16 protein-coding genes are annotated in these 17,585 nt (G+C 61.9%); 7 read left to right on the forward strand and 9 right to left on the reverse strand.

The genetic code is table 11. From position 1 onward, the window contains the following. Positions 1-242 precede the first annotated feature (242 nt). The 3 genes from NJC40_RS26145 (at position 243) to NJC40_RS26155 (ending at position 3,879) form a co-directional block, all read left to right on the forward strand. Positions 243-1,055 carry a cytochrome C assembly family protein gene (locus tag NJC40_RS26145; protein ID WP_045481361.1) on the forward strand — a complete coding sequence of 271 codons (813 nt, stop codon included), beginning with the start codon at positions 243-245 and terminating at the stop codon, positions 1,053-1,055. A gap of 26 nt (positions 1,056-1,081) precedes the next feature. Beyond that, positions 1,082-2,284, forward strand: a complete 1,203-nt coding sequence (locus NJC40_RS26150; RefSeq protein WP_253142748.1) for a transporter associated domain-containing protein — start codon at positions 1,082-1,084, stop codon at positions 2,282-2,284. 287 nt (positions 2,285-2,571) lie between these two features. Next, positions 2,572-3,879: an MFS transporter gene (locus NJC40_RS26155; protein ID WP_045481368.1), complete on the forward strand. Its 1,308-nt coding sequence runs from the start codon at positions 2,572-2,574 to the stop codon at positions 3,877-3,879. 74 nt (positions 3,880-3,953) lie between these two features. On the opposite strand, the gene purT is transcribed toward NJC40_RS26155, so the two are convergent. The 8 genes from purT to ppc all read right to left on the reverse strand — a co-directional run bounded on the left by purT (position 3,954) and on the right by ppc (position 12,438). Next, positions 3,954-5,135: a formate-dependent phosphoribosylglycinamide formyltransferase gene (purT, locus tag NJC40_RS26160; protein ID WP_045481372.1), complete on the reverse strand. Its 1,182-nt coding sequence runs from the start codon at positions 5,133-5,135 to the stop codon at positions 3,954-3,956. A gap of 104 nt (positions 5,136-5,239) precedes the next feature. Further along, positions 5,240-5,707 (reverse strand): VUT family protein, encoded by a 468-nt coding sequence (locus tag NJC40_RS26165; RefSeq protein ID WP_045481376.1) that lies wholly within the window; start codon positions 5,705-5,707, stop codon positions 5,240-5,242. A 97-nt stretch (positions 5,708-5,804) separates the two neighbouring features. Continuing rightward, positions 5,805-6,494, reverse strand: coding sequence for an extensin-like domain-containing protein (locus NJC40_RS26170; RefSeq protein WP_045481379.1), 690 nt, complete (start codon positions 6,492-6,494; stop codon positions 5,805-5,807). A 39-nt stretch (positions 6,495-6,533) separates the two neighbouring features. Further along, on the reverse strand, positions 6,534-7,397 hold the full coding sequence (locus tag NJC40_RS26175; protein WP_253142749.1) for a DUF72 domain-containing protein: 864 nt from the start codon (positions 7,395-7,397) through the stop codon (positions 6,534-6,536). 2 nt (positions 7,398-7,399) lie between these two features. Next, a complete protein-coding gene (locus NJC40_RS26180) occupies positions 7,400-7,711 on the reverse strand; it encodes a hypothetical protein (protein WP_045481385.1) in 312 nt (103 codons plus the stop codon). A gap of 406 nt (positions 7,712-8,117) precedes the next feature. Beyond that, entirely contained in the window at positions 8,118-8,792 is a 675-nt protein-coding gene (tsaB, locus tag NJC40_RS26185; RefSeq protein ID WP_253142750.1) for a tRNA (adenosine(37)-N6)-threonylcarbamoyltransferase complex dimerization subunit type 1 TsaB, read from the reverse strand. A gap of 120 nt (positions 8,793-8,912) precedes the next feature. After that, entirely contained in the window at positions 8,913-9,560 is a 648-nt protein-coding gene (adk, locus tag NJC40_RS26190; RefSeq protein ID WP_045481392.1) for an adenylate kinase, read from the reverse strand. Positions 9,561-9,801: 241 nt separating this feature from the next. Beyond that, positions 9,802-12,438 (reverse strand): phosphoenolpyruvate carboxylase, encoded by a 2,637-nt coding sequence (gene ppc, locus NJC40_RS26195; RefSeq protein WP_253142751.1) that lies wholly within the window; start codon positions 12,436-12,438, stop codon positions 9,802-9,804. Between the two features lie 130 nt (positions 12,439-12,568). On the opposite strand from ppc, the gene NJC40_RS26200 reads away from it, so the two are divergent. From NJC40_RS26200 to NJC40_RS26215, 4 genes are all read left to right on the forward strand, one after another. After that, a complete protein-coding gene (locus NJC40_RS26200) occupies positions 12,569-12,877 on the forward strand; it encodes a hypothetical protein (RefSeq protein WP_045481399.1) in 309 nt (102 codons plus the stop codon). Positions 12,878-13,126: 249 nt separating this feature from the next. Next, on the forward strand, positions 13,127-13,540 hold the full coding sequence (locus NJC40_RS26205; protein ID WP_045481402.1) for a DUF4398 domain-containing protein: 414 nt from the start codon (positions 13,127-13,129) through the stop codon (positions 13,538-13,540). Between the two features lie 55 nt (positions 13,541-13,595). Beyond that, complete coding sequence (gene lptF, locus NJC40_RS26210) at positions 13,596-14,378, forward strand: lipotoxin F family OmpA-related lipoprotein LptF (protein WP_045481406.1); 783 nt, start codon at positions 13,596-13,598, stop codon at positions 14,376-14,378. A 186-nt stretch (positions 14,379-14,564) separates the two neighbouring features. Continuing rightward, positions 14,565-16,535, forward strand: a complete 1,971-nt coding sequence (locus NJC40_RS26215) for a BCCT family transporter (protein ID WP_253142752.1) — start codon at positions 14,565-14,567, stop codon at positions 16,533-16,535. 41 nt (positions 16,536-16,576) lie between these two features. Here the strand turns inward: NJC40_RS26215 and NJC40_RS26220 are convergent, their stop codons facing one another. Further along, complete coding sequence (locus tag NJC40_RS26220; protein WP_045481413.1) at positions 16,577-17,482, reverse strand: LysR family transcriptional regulator; 906 nt, start codon at positions 17,480-17,482, stop codon at positions 16,577-16,579. Positions 17,483-17,585: the final 103 nt, after the last annotated feature.

Raw genomic sequence — 17,585 nt, forward strand, 5'->3', positions numbered from 1 at the left:
TCCTAGTAAGGCTCCGGTCGCCCCTGATGGGTGCGGCACGGCCCGCAATGGAGATAAATGGCGCGCGGCGAGTCGGCGGCCTGAACAGGGCGCAGATTATAGCCGAGAGTCCGGCACACGGACAGAGAGCGTCCAGCCACACGACATGCATCAAGGCCAATGGCGTTCACAACGCCTCGCACTTTCTTGCAGAGCCGGGGTATGCCAAACTCAGCCCCTTTCAGGGCCCGCCCGTCAGGATCATGTTCCCTTTGCCAGCCAGCCTGTTCCCCAGCCTCATCGCCGCCAGCCTGTATGCCGCCGCGACCGTCTATCAAGGCATCCGCCTGCGCCGCGCCACCAGACCCGACAAGCGTCTGCTGTGGCTGCTCGGCTCCCTGGCGATCATCGCCCATGCCATCGGCCTGTGCTCGCAACTGATTCGCCCGGCAGGCCTGGGCCTGGATTTTTTCAACGCCGCCAGCCTCATCGCCCTCGCGGTCATCTTCCTGATTCTGCTCGGGACCGTGCGCATTCCAGTGGAAAACCTGCTGGCGCTGCTGTTTCCGCTCGGCATGATAACCGTCTTGCTCGCGCAGTTCGTGCCCAGCGGGACGGCGCAACCGATCGTCGAGTCGCCTGGCATCCTCAGCCATGTACTGCTGTCGATATTGTCGTACGGCATGTTCACGATCGCCGTGTTCCAGGCGCTGCTCCTGCTCTTGCAGGACTACCAGCTCAAGCACAAACACCCGTCCGGGCTGATTCGCAATTTTCCGCCACTGCAAACCATGGAAAGCCTGCTGTTCGGCTTCTTGTGGGCTGGCTGGACCCTGTTGTCGCTGTCGCTGATCTCAGGCTGGATCTTCGTCGAGAATCTGTTCGCCCAGCATCTGGTCCACAAGACCCTACTGTCTTGCCTGGCCTGGGTGGTGTTCGGGGTCCTGCTCTGGGGTCGCACGCGGCTGGGCTGGCGTGGCCACAAGGCAATCCGCTGGACACTGGGCGGCTTCTGCCTGCTGATGCTGGCCTACTTCGGCAGCAAGCTGGTACGCGAATTCATCCTGCATATCTGACTACACCCATCTAAAGAGCCGCACTCATGAATAGTCTGCCCATCGCTCCCCTGCTCGGTGTGCTGGCCCTGCTGACGCTCTGGTCAGGACTGTTTACGGCGGCCGAAGCGGTGTATTACCTGGCAGGCCCGCGGGCCAGAAACGAGGCCGATCTGCACAGCCTGATACTGGGCAATACCCTGCTCAAGACCCTGCTGGTGGTCATCACGCTGCTGGTCTGCTTGCGTTACTGGGTTTATCAGGGGCCATTACTGGCCTGGCTGGGCAGCTCAGCCGCGCTGCTACTGCTCACCGAATACCTGCCGCGGCGTCTGGCCAGTCGCTATCCACAGCCCACCCTGAAACTGGTCAACAGCCTGCTGCGCGGGCCTTTACGCCTGCTGCAGCCACTGGCCTGGCTGCTTGAGCGTACCGCGGGCCTGCTGCTACAGCCGCTTGCCCGGCGCCCAGGTCCCGGCGGCGAGCTGCAGCATGACCAAGTGCAGCCATACCACGCACACCAAGCGCAAGCCGACAGCAGCCCAAGCAGCGTACTGGCCGGCATTCGCGCCCTGGACCGCATGACGGTCAACGACATCCTGATTCCGCGCAGCGAAGTGGACGGGATCAATCTGGATGAACCGATCGGCCAGATCATCGAGAACCTGATCATCTCGCGCCACACCCGCCTGCCGGTCTATCACAACGACATCAATCAGGTACAGGGGGTTCTCAACACCCGCCAGATCAGCCATCTGCTGCCCAAGGCCGAACTGACCAAGGACCACCTGCTGAGCGCCTGCTACGAGCCTTACTTCGTCCCGGAAAGCACGCCATTGCAGCTGCAGTTGCTGAATTTTCACAAGCAGCAACGCCGCCTGGGCGTGGTGGTTGATGAATACGGCGAGGTGCTGGGCATCATCAGCCTGGAAGATATTCTCGAAGAGATTGTCGGCGAGTTCGAAAACGAGCACCTGGATAACCCGCACATCACTCAACTGCCTGACGGCCAGATGGCAGTCGACGGCGCGGCGTCGATTCGCGAACTGAACAAGAGCCTGGGCTGGCATCTGCCGTCCGATGGCCCCAAGACCCTTAACGGCCTGGTCACCGAAGCGCTGGAAACCATTCCCGAAGGCCCGGTTTGCCTGAAGGTTGGTCCCTACCGGCTGGAAATCCTCGAAACCGAGGATAACCGCGTGACCCGGGTACTGATGTGGCGGCATGCACCGTTGCGCCCCCGTCTCTGACCGAGCGCGCCCGCGCCTGTTACCACTTGTTTCAAAAGCCGCAGCATTCCTATAATCGGTCAGCTTATCCAGCCCGGCCGGTCGACGTGCTACCCGCACGCGGTACGATCCGCCCAACAACAGCCTGAACGACCCGCATACCCTCAGGCCTGGCTCACCATCCCTCGGGCCATTCCCCTGCCTTGCCGCCCAACCGGGCCGACCAGCTCAGCGCTGCCCGCACCTATAACAAATGAATGCCTGCCGCCACTTTGGTCGCCGCAGCTGACATGACAGGGATAATCCGCATGACCACAACGACCCTCGCTGATACCGAGAGCACCCAACCGCCGCCGGCCAACTCTGCCACGCGGGTGGCCACCGCCAGCTTTATCGGCACCGCCATTGAGTTCTACGATTTTTATGTATACGCCACCGCTGCTGCGCTGGTGATCGGCCCGGTGTTCTTCCCGCAAACCTCAGGCACCGCGCAGATGCTCGGCGCTTTTCTGAGCTTCGGCATTGCGTTTCTCGCCCGCCCACTGGGCTCGGCGCTGTTCGGCCACTTTGGTGACCGGATCGGCCGCAAATCGACACTGGTGGCTTCGCTGCTGCTGATGGGCGTCTGCACCACCCTGATTGGCGTGCTGCCCGGTTATGCCAGTATCGGCGTTTGGGCACCGATCCTGCTGTGCCTGCTGCGCTTTGGCCAGGGCCTGGGACTGGGTGGTGAATGGGGCGGCGCTGCGCTGCTGGCCACCGAAAACGCACCCAAAGGCAAACGTGCCTGGTTCGGCATGTTTCCGCAACTGGGCCCCTCCATTGGCTTTCTGGCCGCCAACGGCCTGTTTCTGACCCTGGCCGTGGTCCTTGATGACCAGCAGTTTCGCGAATGGGGCTGGCGCATTCCGTTTCTGCTCAGCGCAGCGCTGGTGATTGTCGGCCTGTATGTGCGCCTGAAACTGGAAGAAACCCCGGCGTTCGCCAAGGTCGTGGCCAAGCACGAACAACTGCGCCTGCCGATCGTCGAAACCTTCAGCAAACACTGGCAGCCCATGCTGCTCGGGGCTGCAGCAATGGTGGTGTGCTACGCACTGTTCTACATCTCGACTGTATTTTCGCTGAGCTACGGCGTCTCGACCCTGGGCTACACCCGTGAGACCTTCCTGGGCCTGCTGTGTTTTGCCGTGCTGTTCATGGCCCTGGCAACGCCGATATCAGCCTGGGCCAGCGACCGGTTTGGCCGTAAACCGGTGCTGTTGACCGGTGGCGTGCTGGCGATTGCTTCGGGCTTTGCCATGGAGCCGCTACTGACTCACGGTTCGACCTGGAGCGTGGCGCTGTTTTTGAGCATCGAGCTGTTTTTGATGGGCGTGACCTTCGCGCCGATGGGCGCGCTGCTGCCCGAGCTGTTTCCGACCAAGGTGCGTTACACCGGAGCCTCGGCGGCCTACAACCTGGGTGGCATCGTCGGCGCCTCGATGGCACCGTTCTTTGCCCAGAAGCTGGTGACCATGGGCGGTTTGAGCTGGGTCGGCGGCTATGTATCGGCCGCCGCCCTGCTCAGTGTCCTGGCCGTACTGGCCCTTAAAGAGACCCGCGATACAGAACTGTAGGACATGTCGCAGGAGCCGCTTTAGCGGCGAAGACCATTCGCCGCTAAAGCGGCTCCTACGGCTTGCATCTGCCGTTACAGCTTGACGTCAACCGCCTGCGAGGCGCGGTTGGCCTTGGCGCGGGCGGCTTCGATCGACTCGTCACGTGCCAGGGCCACGCCCAAGCGGCGCTGGCCGTTGACCTCTGGCTTGCCGAACAGGCGCAGGGCGGTGTCAGGCTCAGCCAGTGCTGCGCCGAGGTTGGCGAACGCAGTCTGAGTCGACTGGCCTTCAACCAGAATCACCGACGATGCCGACGGACCGAACTGACGAATCAGTGGCACTGGCAGGCCGAGAATGGCCCGGGCGTGCAGGGCGAACTGCGACAGGTCCTGGGAAATCAGGGTCACCAGACCGGTGTCGTGCGGGCGCGGCGACACTTCGCTGAACCACACCTGATCCCCCTTGATGAATAGCTCCACGCCGAACATGCCACGACCGCCCAACGCCTCGGTAACCGCCCTGGCCACACGCTCGGACTCGGCCAGCGCCACCGGACTCATTGCCTGCGGCTGCCAGGATTCCTGGTAATCGCCCTTCTCCTGACGATGGCCAACCGGCGCACAGAACGTGGTACCGCCAGCATGGCGCACGGTCAGCAGGGTGATTTCATAATCGAAGTCGATAAAGCCTTCAATGATCACCCGGCCCTTGCCAGCGCGACCGCCCTCCTGAGCGTAGTCCCAGGCTTTCTGGATGTCGGCAGTGCTCTTGAGCAGGCTCTGGCCTTTACCCGAAGAACTCATCACCGGCTTGACCACACACGGGAAGCCCAGACTTTCGACAGCCTTGCTGTAGTCTTCGAACGTGTCGGCAAAAAAGTACGGCGAAGTCGGCAGGCCCAGCTCTTCAGCGGCCAGACGGCGGATCCCTTCGCGGTTCATGGTCAACTGCGCAGCGCGAGCGGTCGGCACCACGGTAAAGCCTTCGGCCTCCAGCTCCACCAGGGTCGCGGTGGCGATGGCTTCGATTTCCGGCACGATGTAGTGCGGCTTCTCGGCCTCGATCACGGCGCGCAGGGCGGCGCCGTCGAGCATGTTGATCACGTGGCTGCGATGGGCAACTTGCATGGCCGGAGCGTTGGCGTAGCGATCGACAGCGATCACTTCGACACCCAGGCGTTGCAGTTCGATGACCACTTCTTTACCCAGTTCGCCGCTGCCGCACAGCAAAACACGGGTCGCGGTGGGCGACAGTGGAGTTCCGATTTGAGTCATCTCAGGTCCTCGAAGAGCAGATGTCGAGGGCAGCCCGCCAGTAAACGGGCAACCACGGTGGAGAAAGGCGCGCAATTTACCATGAAGCCCTGTGCGATGCAGGGTTATCCCGGACAGGCGTGTCGACGCTGCCGCCAGGCCATGATCAGCCACACCGCCGTGACCCCGGCGAATTTCGAGGCCAGGGCAGTAATAAGTACCGGTGCGCTGAGTGCGTCGATCATGCCGAAGAAGATAAAGGTGTCCAGCGGAATACTCAGCGCCGAGCTGATCCACAGGCGATCATGCAGCGGGCGTTTGGTAATGGTGAACACCAGCCAGTCGATCAGTTCAGAGACGGCAAAGGCCGTGGCGCTGGCCAGGGCAATGGTCGGATCGCTGGTGATGTAAGACAACAGCAGCGCGGCCAGCATGGCGATAATCGCGCCATGGCCAAAGCGGGTCTGGACCATGTCGCGCAGTACAAACACCAGGCCGCCCCAGCATGACCAGATGATGTCCAGATGCGGAGCCGCCGAAAAAGCGAAGTTGATCAATACGACGCTGGCGATGTAGGCGATAAGAAAGAGCATGGCAACTGGCGGGTAAACAAGGACAGGCGCGCATGGTAGCAGATTCACTTTTTACCCGAGTGCCTTTGTATGGCATTGCCCGCAGGCAAACCCGGGCTTATCGGCAGACCCGCCACATGCCCATATCCAGGTGAAAGTGATTGCGATGCGCGGCGTTGTAGTCAGGCCCCAGCACCGTGTTGAAGTGCTCACAGGCCGCTTGCTGGACGCTGCGCAGAAACTGCCCCTTGGCGCCGCTGTCGTTCCAGTCACGCAGCAGGTCGATGCGCTCGCCGTTGGCCAGACGAAACCCGGCAATGTCCAGCGCGTTGGCGCTGGCGTGCTGGCTGAGCCGGCCTTCGCTGCGGTTGTAGATGTTGCGGCAGGCAAAGCTGCCCAAGTGGTCGATACGCGCAACCCGCTGGCCCAATGTGGCTTGAGCAACAGGCTGCAGGCTGTGGTGCTCGAACAGCGCATAAGCCACCGCCAGCGGGCAACTGGCCAAAAAGCTGCTACTGAGCGCCACCTCGCCGCCCTGAATCCGCAGGGTATTGCTCAACGGGCAATTGGCCGAAGGCGGGCTGTCAGCCTGGCGGCTGAAGCGCAGGGTCGATGATGCCAATGCCTGATCGCACAACTGCGCATTATCCTGCAAGCGCCAGAGCTTGAATGAAGTCAGCAGATTGGGTTCGGCACGAATGTCCAGCGGTGCCCAAGGGTTCCAGCGCGGCGGCACCTCAACCCAGCTACGCCACACCGCCAGTGAGGCCAGGGCACACAACAGCAATACCACGATAACCAAGCGCATGGTGGGACTCTTAAACCAATGGGTTCACCCTCATGGACCTCAAAGAAGCCCCAACTGCTCCACCTCGGGCCCACGATCAATCTGCACCAGCGGCGCCAGGCCCGGCAAACGCGCCATCAATTGCTCATGAAAGCGCTGCGCCAAGGCGGGTGCACGATGGTTGTCGGGGGTATGCAGGTACACGTAAGGCGTGCGCCCTTCTTCGATCCAGGCGGCGACTTTCTCGACCCAAGGCGCCATGTACGGATCATTGGCAGCCAGTTCCGGGCGACCAATAAACCGCACCTGCGGTGCCTGGGTCAGCGCGGCAGGCCGCACGGGGACCTTGGGCTTTTTCGACTGGGCGTGCAGAACGGCCGGATCGCTGGAGATGCAGCTGAACAGTGCCCGCGAATCCAGGCATATCCGCTCGATGCCGTTATCGAGCAGCAGCCGGTTGAGCGCACGCTCTTCGTCGCCCTTGAGAAAAAATGCCTGGTTACGGACTTCAACGGCCAACGGCACCTTGATCTCGGCGATGAACATTGCCAGTTCAGCGAGGCGTTGTGGGCCGAAGCTGGCCGGCAACTGCAGCCAGAACGGCGTGACCCGCTCACCCAACGGCGCCAGCATGGCAACGAACGCCTGGGCCGCGTCGAGCTGCAGGCGCAGATCGCCCTCATGGCTGATATCGCGATGAAACTTGGCGGTAAAGCGAAAGTGCGCCGGCATGGTCTGCGCCCAGCGCTGCACCGTAGCGGCGTTAGGCCGGGCGTAAAGCGTGGTGTTACCTTCAACCGTGTTGAAGACCTGACAGTAAAGGCCAAGAAAATCAGTGCTGCGGGCGTCTTGCGGATAGAAGAATTCGCGCCAGGTATTGTCGGCCCAGGACGGGCAACCAAGGAAGTAAGGCAGGCTGGTCACAATCAGACGTGCAGATCGAGCTCCGCCACTTCCATCTCCCAATCGCCGAAGCTGGCGGTGGTCAGGTAGCTGGCCAAGGCAGTGGCCACTCGCGAACTCATGGAGCGCGGGAAGATCATGTCTTGCGGACGTGCCGGAACGTTGGGGGTGGGGACGTGTACGTCAGCAGACTCACGACGCGCACTGCGGGCTGGCTGCGCAGGTTGTTCGATATCGCTGTCGACTTCCTCGAAGGCACCCTCAATCGTCGCAGGGCCTTTGCGGGGCTTGCGCTTGATGGGGTACGAGCGTTGTGAGGGACCGTCTATGCGCATCGATGATTACTCGGCGTCTGTAGTGGCAATTTAACGTCACGGATAGGCGCTTTGGCAAACATCCGAATGATAACTAGACCACACAAATTGCACGTTATTCGGGCCGCAGGGCATTTCCATAGACTGAGGCGATGAGCGGTAGATGGCCGATTGATGCCATTCATGATGAATGGCGGTGTCTGCCAATATCGTTTTCAGTCGTAATGGGTATCGTCTGGGACGGGGTTTTCTTGAGGGGCTCGGGGTCTTGCGCGGGGCGATGACTCCTACTTTCGGCGTAGGAGCGGCTTTAGCCGCGAAGGCTTTGCCATTGTCCAAAGGTCATTGCCGCGGTTGCCTGAACTGCCGGTTCTGCTCCGATGGGCGGGTTCCTTTGAAACACCAAAGGAACCAAAGCGCCTGTTCTTCAAGCGCCTTTTGGCGTCGCCACCTTGTCGCGCAGGTAGACCGGTTGGGCTTGATCGGCTGGCATGGCGGCACCGCGCTGCCAGGCGAAGGTGGCGAGGCTGAGCAGGTCTTCGGCATGGGGCAGCATGCCGGCGTCGCAGCCACTCAGTTGCACGGGCAGGCGTGGGGCGTAGCCCCAGCCGGTGCCGGCGCCAAACCAGTCGCCGCTGGCGTCGGCTGGCAGACTGACCTGTTCGGGCGGCAGCACGGCCTCCTCACCGATCAGGCACATTTCACCGGCGCTGGCGCGGTAGCAGCCCCAGTAGACTTCATCCATGCGCGCATCGATGGCCGCCGCGACCTGGCTGGCGCCATGTTCGCGCAAGGCGCGCTGGGCCAGCACCGCGAGGTTCGAAACGGGTAATACCGGGCGATCCAGGGCAAAAGCCAGGCCCTGAACCACGCCAATGGCAATCCGCACGCCGGTGAAGGCACCCGGGCCACGGCCAAAGGCGATGGCGTCCACCGCCGACTTGGGCAAGCCCGCCTGAGCAAGCAGGTCCTGAATCATCGGCAACAGCTTCTGGGCATGCAGACGTGGCGCCACCTCATAGTGGCTCAGCACCTTGCCATCGTGCAGCAAGGCGACCGAGCAGGCTTCAGTGGCAGTGTCCAGGGCCAGCAGGGTGGTCATCGAGGTATCCGTCGCAAATGAAAAGTGGCGCAGTATAAATGACAAATGGCCCGCAAGCGGGCCATTTGTCATTGTCGGGTGGTGCGGATCAGCTCAACGCTGCCAACACCTTGGCAGTGATCAGCTCAGCGCTGCCAACACCTTGGCAGTGATCTGCTCGACACTGCCAACACCCGGGATGTGGCTGCACTTGGGCGTGCCCTTCTCGGCGCCCAGCTTGCTGTAGAACTCAACCAGCGGCTTGGTCTGCGAATGATAGACCGACAGGCGATGACGCACGGTCTCTTCAGTGTCGTCCTTGCGCTGTACCAGCGGCTCGCCGGTCACATCGTCCTGACCCTCGACCTTCGGCGGGTTGTGCTCAACGTGGTAAACGCGGCCAGAGGCCTCGTGTACGCGGCGCCCGGCAATACGCTTGACGATTTCTTCGTCGTCCACGGCGATTTCAACCACATGGTCGATGCCTACGTTAGCCTCGACCAGGGCTTCGGCCTGGGCGATGGTACGTGGGAAACCGTCGAACAGCACGCCATTGGCGCAGTCTGGCTGAGCCAGACGATCTTTGATCAAGCCGATGATCAGGTCATCGGATACCAGGCCGCCGGCGTCCATGACGCTCTTGGCTTTAAGGCCCAGCTCGGTGCCAGCCTTGACTGCAGCGCGCAGCATGTCACCGGTCGAAACCTGGGGAATGCCGAACTTTTCAGTGATGAACTTTGCCTGAGTACCTTTTCCGGCGCCCGGAGCTCCCAGCAGAATCACGCGCATCGTCATGCTCCTCAAAATTTTTATATGCAATCGTCGGATTCGCCTCTTGGGCCAATCGAAAAACTCAAATACGGCCAAAGGCCAAAAGGTTGATCAAGATACACAGCCGACTCTGGCCGCACAAGCCGCCCAAGGTCGCAGCCACAGCCGCATCGCCAGGCCTTACAGTAGTCGGCTAAATAGCCTGGCGGTGCCAGCGGCGCACACCGCGCCACTGACCTGCCAAGCCCGGGTCAATCCGTTAACCGGTGTTGCGCAGCCCAGCCGCAATACCCGCCACTGAAACCAGCAGGGCCAGCTCCAGCGGGCTGTCCAGACGCGCTTCGCGGTTGCGCGAGCGGGCCAGCAGTTCGGCCTGCAACAGGTGCAACGGGTCCAGATAGGTATTGCGCAGGCTGATGAATTCCAGCGTCTCGGGGCTGTGCGCCAGCAGCCGCTGTTGGCCGGTCAGGCCCAGCACCACCGCGCACGCCTGCGACAATAGGTCGCGTAAATGCGCCCCAAGGTGCTGCAGTGGCGCAGCGACCAGACGCTCATCGTAGAGCTGGGCGATATCACTGTCGGCCTTGGCCAGGACCATTTCCAGCATGTCGATCCGGGTACGGAAGAACGGCCAGTGCTCGCGCATCTGCGCCAGCAGCTCGCCTTCACCGCGCTGCAGTGCATTGCCCAGCGCCGCCTCCCAGCCCAGCCAGGCCGGCAGCATCAGGCGGGTCTGGGTCCAGGCGAAGATCCATGGGATCGCCCGCAAGCTCTCCACCCCGCCTTCACGTCGCTTGGCCGGACGGCTGCCCAATGGCAGGCGCCCCAACTCCTGCTCCGGCGTAGCCTGACGGAAATACTCGACAAATTCAGGATGCTCCCGCACCACCGCGCGGTAGGCCTTAACGCCGTCATCGGCCAGGCGATCCATCAGGGCCCGCCAACCAGGCTCGGGCAGTGGTGGCGGCAACAACGTCGCCTCCAGCACCGCTGCAAGATACAGATTGAGGTTCTGCTCGGCGATGCCCGGCAGGCCAAACTTGAAGCGGATCATTTCGCCCTGTTCGGTGGTCCGGAACCGCCCCGCCACCGAGCCCGGCGGTTGCGACAGGATCGCCGCATGAGCCGGACCGCCGCCACGTCCGACCGTACCGCCGCGGCCATGGAACAACAGCAACTCGACCTGTTGTTGGCGGCAGATATTCACCAGGGTTTCCTGGGCCCGGTACTGCGCCCAGGCCGCCGCTGTGGTGCCGGCGTCCTTGGCCGAATCGGAATAGCCGATCATCACTTCCTGCGGGCCGTGCAAGCGTGCGCGGTAACCCGGCAGCCCCAGCAGCCGCTCGAGCACAGGTCCTGCGTTATCCAGGTCGGCCAGGGTCTCGAACAGCGGCACCACGCGCATTGGCCGCAGCACGCCGGCCTCTTTGAGTAGCAGTTGTACCGCCAGCACGTCCGAAGCCGCACCGGCCATGGAGATCACATAGGAGCCCAGCGATGCGGCCGGCGCTGCCGCCACTTCCCGGCAGGTGGCCAACACCTCGGCGGTGTCGGCAGCCGGCTTGAAATGGGCGGGCAACAACGGACGCCGGCTGCTCAGTTCCTGAGTGAGAAATTCAATGCGGGCGTCTTCGCTCCAGTCTTCATAACGGCCCAGCCCCAGGTAATCAGTGATCTCACTCATCGCCGCGCTATGCCGGCTGGAGTCCTGGCGCACGTCGAGCCTGACCAGGAACAAGCCGAAGGTCACCGCCCGACGCAGGCAATCAAGCAGCGGGCCATCGGCAATCACGCCCATGCCGCAGTCATGCAGCGACTGATAACACCGTTGCAGGGGTTCGAGCAGGTCGCGGTTGTCATGCAGCACCGCCTCTGGCGCGGGCTGGGGGACACTCAAGCAAGCATGCGCCCAATTGCGCGTGGCCCGCAGTCGCTCACGCAAGTGTTTGAGTTCGGCGCGGTAGGGTTCGGCGCTGTCGCCGACTCTGGCGCGCAGTTCGGCGCTGGCCTCTTGCATCGACAGGTCGGCGGCCAGGCTGTCGACGTCGCGCAGGTACAGATCGGCCGCCATCCAGCGCGCCAGCAGCAACACCTCCCGGGTCACACTGGCGGTGACGTTGGGGTTACCGTCACGGTCGCCGCCCATCCACGACGCAAAGCGGATCGGCGCGGCGTCCAGCGGCAGCCGAAACCCGGTGGCGGCGTGCAGCGCCTGATCAGCCTTGCGCAGGTAACTGGGGATGGCTTGCCACAACGAATGCTCGATGACTGCGAAGCCCCATTTGGCTTCATCCACTGGCGTGGGCCGGGTACGGCGGATTTCTTCGGTGTGCCAGGCCTCAGCGATCAGCCGCTGCAGGCGGGTGACAATCTGTTCGTATTCCTGACTATTAAGGTCGCGGTGATCGAGCGCGGCCAGTTGATCGGCAATCGCATCATACTTCTGGATCAGGGTGCGCCGCGCCACCTCTGTAGGGTGGGCGGTGAGGACCAGTTCGATGTCCAGCTTGCCCAACTGGCGGGCCAGCGCCTCGCTACTGTGCCCGGCCTGGGTGAGGCGCTCGAGCAACTCAGGCAATACCGTGCTTTCGAACGGCGCAGCCTGGCTGTCGTCGCGGCGGCGCAACAGCTGGTACTGCTCGGCGATATTGGCCAGGTTGAGAAACTGGTTGAAAGCCCTCGCCATCGGCAGCAGCTCATCTTCGTCCAGACTGGCGACACTGGCAGTGAGCTGTTCGGCACCCTGTGCTGAACCACGACGGCCGGCCTTGGCGGCCTTGCGAATGCGCTCGATGGTGTCGAGAAAGTCCGCGCCGCGCTGCTCGCGGATCGTGTTGCCCAACAGCTCGCCCAGCAAGTGGACGTCTTCGCGCAAACGGGCATCTATATCGGCCATCCTCAGTCCTCCTTACTGTTGTTGTGAGACCGACAGTGCCGCAAAAAACCGCTGCTGCCAAACCCTTTGCGAACCCCCGGCACATCGCAAGGGTCCAAAGGCAGTACCCGACACTCGTGGAGGCATCTTGATGAACAGTTTTCAGACCCTGCTCAGCGAATGGGAAGCCAAGGCCCGGCAACAGCACGAACGCAGTGAAGTGACCCTGAGCCTGTACCGTCACGACCTGGTGAAAATCAAGGCGCTGGCCGAAGCCTACGGCCTGGATGAAGCGACCATCACCGAGGGCCTGCTGCATGCGGCGCTTCAAGAAGCCGAAGCGGCCATTCCTTACGTGCAAGGTTCAGAGGTGATCCGCGTCGAAGAAGGCGAGCCGGTGTACGCCGATGCCGGCAAAACCCCGGCGTTCGTAGCCGCCGAGCAACGAATTCTCAGGTAACCCCCCGCGTCTTTCCCGAGCCCTCTGCCTGGAGGGCTTTTGGCGTTCACGGCACGCCACGCCGGTGATTTCCTGCCCCGAAAAAGCTGACCGGGCAGCCTGGAAAAATCTCTGAACTATTTAAAAAAGCCACAGGTCCGACCCATTAGCCATTACAGGAACAGACCGCAGGTAACAGGCGCCCAAGCGTCGCTTGCCTCACTTCCCGGCCGCCACTGTCATGGATAACCAAGCACTTGGAGTTAAACAATGGAGTTGATGACCATGAACAACCTCACTGCCAAAACCCCGTTCGCACGTCTGCGTGGGCTGAAACTGGCTGCGTTGGCCCTGGGTAGCTCTCTGGTACTGGCCGGCTGTGCCGGCAACCCGCCGTCGGAACAGTACGCAGTCACCCAGTCTGCGGTGAACAGCGCAGTCAGCGCCGGTGGCACCGAGTTCGCTGCAGTGGAAATGAAATCCGCGCAAGACAAGCTGCGCCAGGCCGATGTGGCCATGCAGGATCACAAGTATGACGAAGCACGCCGTCTGGCCGAGCAGGCCGAGTGGGACGCGCGCGTTGCCGAACGCAAAGCCCAGGCCGCCAAGGCCCAGAAAGCCGTGCAGGACGCTCGCCAAGGTGTGAACGAACTGCGTGAAGAAAGCCAGCGTCAGATCCAGTAAGCCGCTCCCTTTCGCATTTTCACGTATTCGCCATTGATTTAAGGACGACCAAACCATGCGCAAACAACTGATGATCCCTGCCCTGCTGGCCGTGAGCGTTGCCCTGGGGGCCTGCGCTACCAAGCCGAACCCAAGCCTGGAGCAAGCGCGTACCAACTTCTCTGCGCTGCAAAGCAACCCTGAAGCGACCAAGGTTGCGGCCCTGGAAACCAAGGACGCCAACGACTGGCTGACCAAGGCCGACAAAGCCTTCCGTGACGGCGAAGACGCCAAGAAGGTCGATCAGCTCTCGTACCTGACCATTCAGCGTATCGAAGTGGCCAAGCAGACCATCGCCTTGCGTACCGCTGAAGCCGACCTGCAGAAAGCCGGCGCCGAACGCGCCAAGGCTCGTCTGGATGCGCGCGACGCGCAGATCGCCAAACTCAAGGAAAGCCTCAACGCCAAGCAGACCGAGCGCGGTACGCTGGTGACCTTCGGTGACGTGTTGTTCGACTACAACAAGGCCGAACTCAAGCCGGGCGCACAGGGTAACATTGCCAAGCTGGCCGGCTTCCTGCAGGAAAACCCTGACCGCAAAGTGATCGTCGAAGGCTACACCGACAGCACCGGCTCCGCTGGCTACAACCAGGAACTGTCCGAGCGCCGTGCCAATTCGGTGCGCGCAGCACTGGTGCGTGCCGGTGTAGACCCGCTGCGCATCGTCGCTCAGGGCTATGGCAAGGAATATCCGGTGGCCGACAACACCAGCAATTCCGGCCGCGCCATGAACCGTCGTGTGGAAGTCACCATCTCCAACGACAACCAGCCAGTCGCGCCACGTTCGACCCTGCGCTGATCGTTTGAGGTGAGTTAACCAAAGCCCCGCCAGCCCTGGCTTGCGGGGCTTTTTTGTGGATGTCATGTCGAGCACAGGTACGCGACGGTCGCAATCGCGCTGGACTTCATGGCCCCTGCTTAAGCACCGTGTTTCAACCCGCGCCACGGCGTGTGCAATTCGCTTGATCGGAGATCGCAATCAGCTATGGCCCAGAAGAACGAGCCAACCCCCAAATCCGCCCTCAACCCACCGGTGTTCTGGATTTCGGCAGTCCTGCTTCTGCTGCTGGTGCTGTTCACCAGCGCCTTTCAGAGCACCGCGCAGACCATGTTCAGCCTGATCCAGAACTGGATCATCACCAATGTCAGCTGGTTCTACATCCTCGCGGTCGCAATCATCCTCTGTACCGTGGTGTTTCTCGGCATCAGCCGCTATGGCGACATCAAGCTCGGTCCGGACCACAGCACCCCCGACTACAGCAGCACCACCTGGTTTGCCATGCTGTTCTCGGCCGGCATGGGCATCGGTCTGATGTTTTTCGGCGTGGCCGAGCCGGTGATGCACTTCATCAACCCTCCCTACGGTGACGGCTACAGCGTGGCGGCGGCGCGCGAGTCGATGGAGATCACGTTCTTCCACTGGGGTCTGCACGCCTGGGCGATCTACGCCATCGTGGCGCTGATTCTGGCCTACTTCAGTTACCGTCATGGCCTGCCGTTGACCCTGCGCTCAGCGCTTTACCCGCTGATCGGCGAACGCATCAACGGCCCGATCGGCCATGCCGTGGATATCTTCGCGATCATCGGTACGGTGCTGGGGGTGGCCACTTCGCTGGGCTTCGGCGTCGCGCAGATCAATACCGGTCTGAACGCCATGTTCGGCTTACCGGTGAGTACCGGTGTGCAGATTGTGCTGATCATCGGTACGACGGCACTGGCCACCCTGTCGGTGGTTTCAGGCCTGGACAAGGGCATCCGCCGCCTCTCGGAACTGAATCTGGGGCTGGCCGTGTTGCTGTTGCTGATGGTGGTGCTGCTAGGCCCCACGGTGTTGATCCTGCAAACCTTCGTACAGAACACCGGCGGTTACCTCAGCGACATCGTCAGCCGCACCCTGAACCTGTATGCCTATGAGCCGTCCGACTGGATCGGCGGCTGGACCCTGTTCTACTGGGGCTGGTGGCTGGCCTGGTCGCCGTTTGTGGGCCTGTTCATCGCGCGCATTTCCCGCGGCCGGACGATCCGCGAGTTCGTCACCGGCGTGCTGCTGGTGCCGACCGCCTTCACCCTGTTGTGGATGACCGTGTTTGGCAACACCGCGATTCACCTGATCCTCGATGAGGGCATGGCCGACCTGGCCGCTGCCATCGACAAAGACACCGCGCTGGCGTTGTTTGCCTTCTTGCAGCACTTCCCGTTCGCCAGCTTCATTTCGGTATTGGCGATCATCATGGTGGTGGTGTTCTTCGTCACCTCGGCTGACTCCGGGGCCATGGTGGTCGATATGCTGGCCTCGGGCGGCAATGACCACACCCCGGTGTGGCAACGGATCTTCTGGGCGGCGAGCATGGGCCTGGTGGCCATCGCCCTGTTGCTGGCCGATGGCTTGAAGGCGTTGCAGACAGCGACTATCGCCAGTGCCTTGCCTTTCACCATTGCCCTGCTGTTCAGCATGCGCGGCCTGCTCAAAGCGCTGAAGCTCGACGCGACCAAACGCGGCCTGCGCCACTACAGTATCTCGGCGTCCACCGCCCGTACCCCCGGCAGTTGGCAGCGGCGCTTGCGCAACATGGCGATGTTCCCGCGTCGCGCCCACGTGGTGCGCTTTATCAGCGAAGTGGCCAAACCGGCCTGTGTATCGGTGGCCGAAGAGTGGCGTCGCCAGGGCTATGCCTGCCAGGTGGACGACGGTGAGGATGGCAGTGTAAGGCTGACCGTCGGCCCGCTGGACAACCCTGAATACCTGTATGCGGTGATCCCCAAGGCCTATGCGATGCCCAGTTTCGTGATGGGTGATACCCAGAACGAAGAGCGCAAGTACTTCCGCGCCGAAGTGCACCTGCGCGAAGGCGGCCAGGACCATGATGTGATGGGCTGGTCACGCGAAGACGTGATCGGCGACATCCTCGACCAGTACGAGCGGCACATGCACTTCTTGCATCTGGTCGGTGACTGAACCGAATCAGGGCGCGGCCTGGGCCTGGTAAATAACCTCGCTCAGCCCATCGCCATCAACAACCGCGCAAAATCACAATGCTGGCTGGCCAGTTCGACGATGTGCGGGTTGATGCCATGGCGGCGATCTGCACGGTAGATCGCGGCGTATTGAATGGGAGGCAGTTCAGGCAGGGTGCGCACCACTTGCAGCACCCCGCGCCCGGTCAGGTGTGACAAGCAGTTCTGCGGCAGATAACTCACACCGATACCAGAGATGGTCAGGCCGACCTGCACCAGCAGATTGTGGCTGGTCAGCGTACGTGGCAACTGAATGTCGTGCAGGGCCAGCCAGCGCTCATAGATCAGCCCGGTGCCGGAACTCGCCCCCTGGGTCAGCACGGTCACCTGTGCCAGCTCGGTCAGGTCCACCGTGCGGTCAGCCGGCAGCATGCCCGGTGCGCACATCCAGGTGTTGTCGACGCTCTGCAGCGGGACCGAGACAAAGCGTACATCGTCGAGCACATCTGGCATCACGATCACGTCCAGTTGATCGCCCTCCAGCTTGCGCAACAGCTCGCTGCTCAGTTCGACAGTAGGCTCGATCTGCACCTTGGGATAAGCCTGGCGAATCGCGTCGATGAACGCCGGCAGCCAGGTCAATGCAGTCAGCTCAGTCACCCCCAGGCGCAGGCGGCGCACCAGCACGTTCTGCGAGCTGATGCGCTCAAGCAGCACGTCGCGGCGCTCCAGCAACTCGCGGGTACAGTCGAGCAGTTCGGCACCCTTTTCTGTCAGCCGGGCGTTGCGTTTGCTACGGTCGAACAGTTGAACCTCAAAGGTGTCTTCCAGCTCCTGAATGCGTTTGGAAATGGCTGACTGCGACATGTTCAGATGATTGGCGGCAGCTTCGAAACTGCCGGTTTCGGCAATCCAGAACAGCGCTTCCATCTGCTTGAAAGTGACCACCCGGTGCGCTCCTGGACGTGTTTACATTCATTTTAGTGATGGTTAATCAGCGAAAAATATCGCTAAAAGTATTTATACGCCAGCCCTACCATCCGGACCACAG

This window comes from Pseudomonas sp. 21LCFQ02 (assembly GCF_024129895.2).
Lineage (GTDB): Bacteria > Pseudomonadota > Gammaproteobacteria > Pseudomonadales > Pseudomonadaceae > Aquipseudomonas.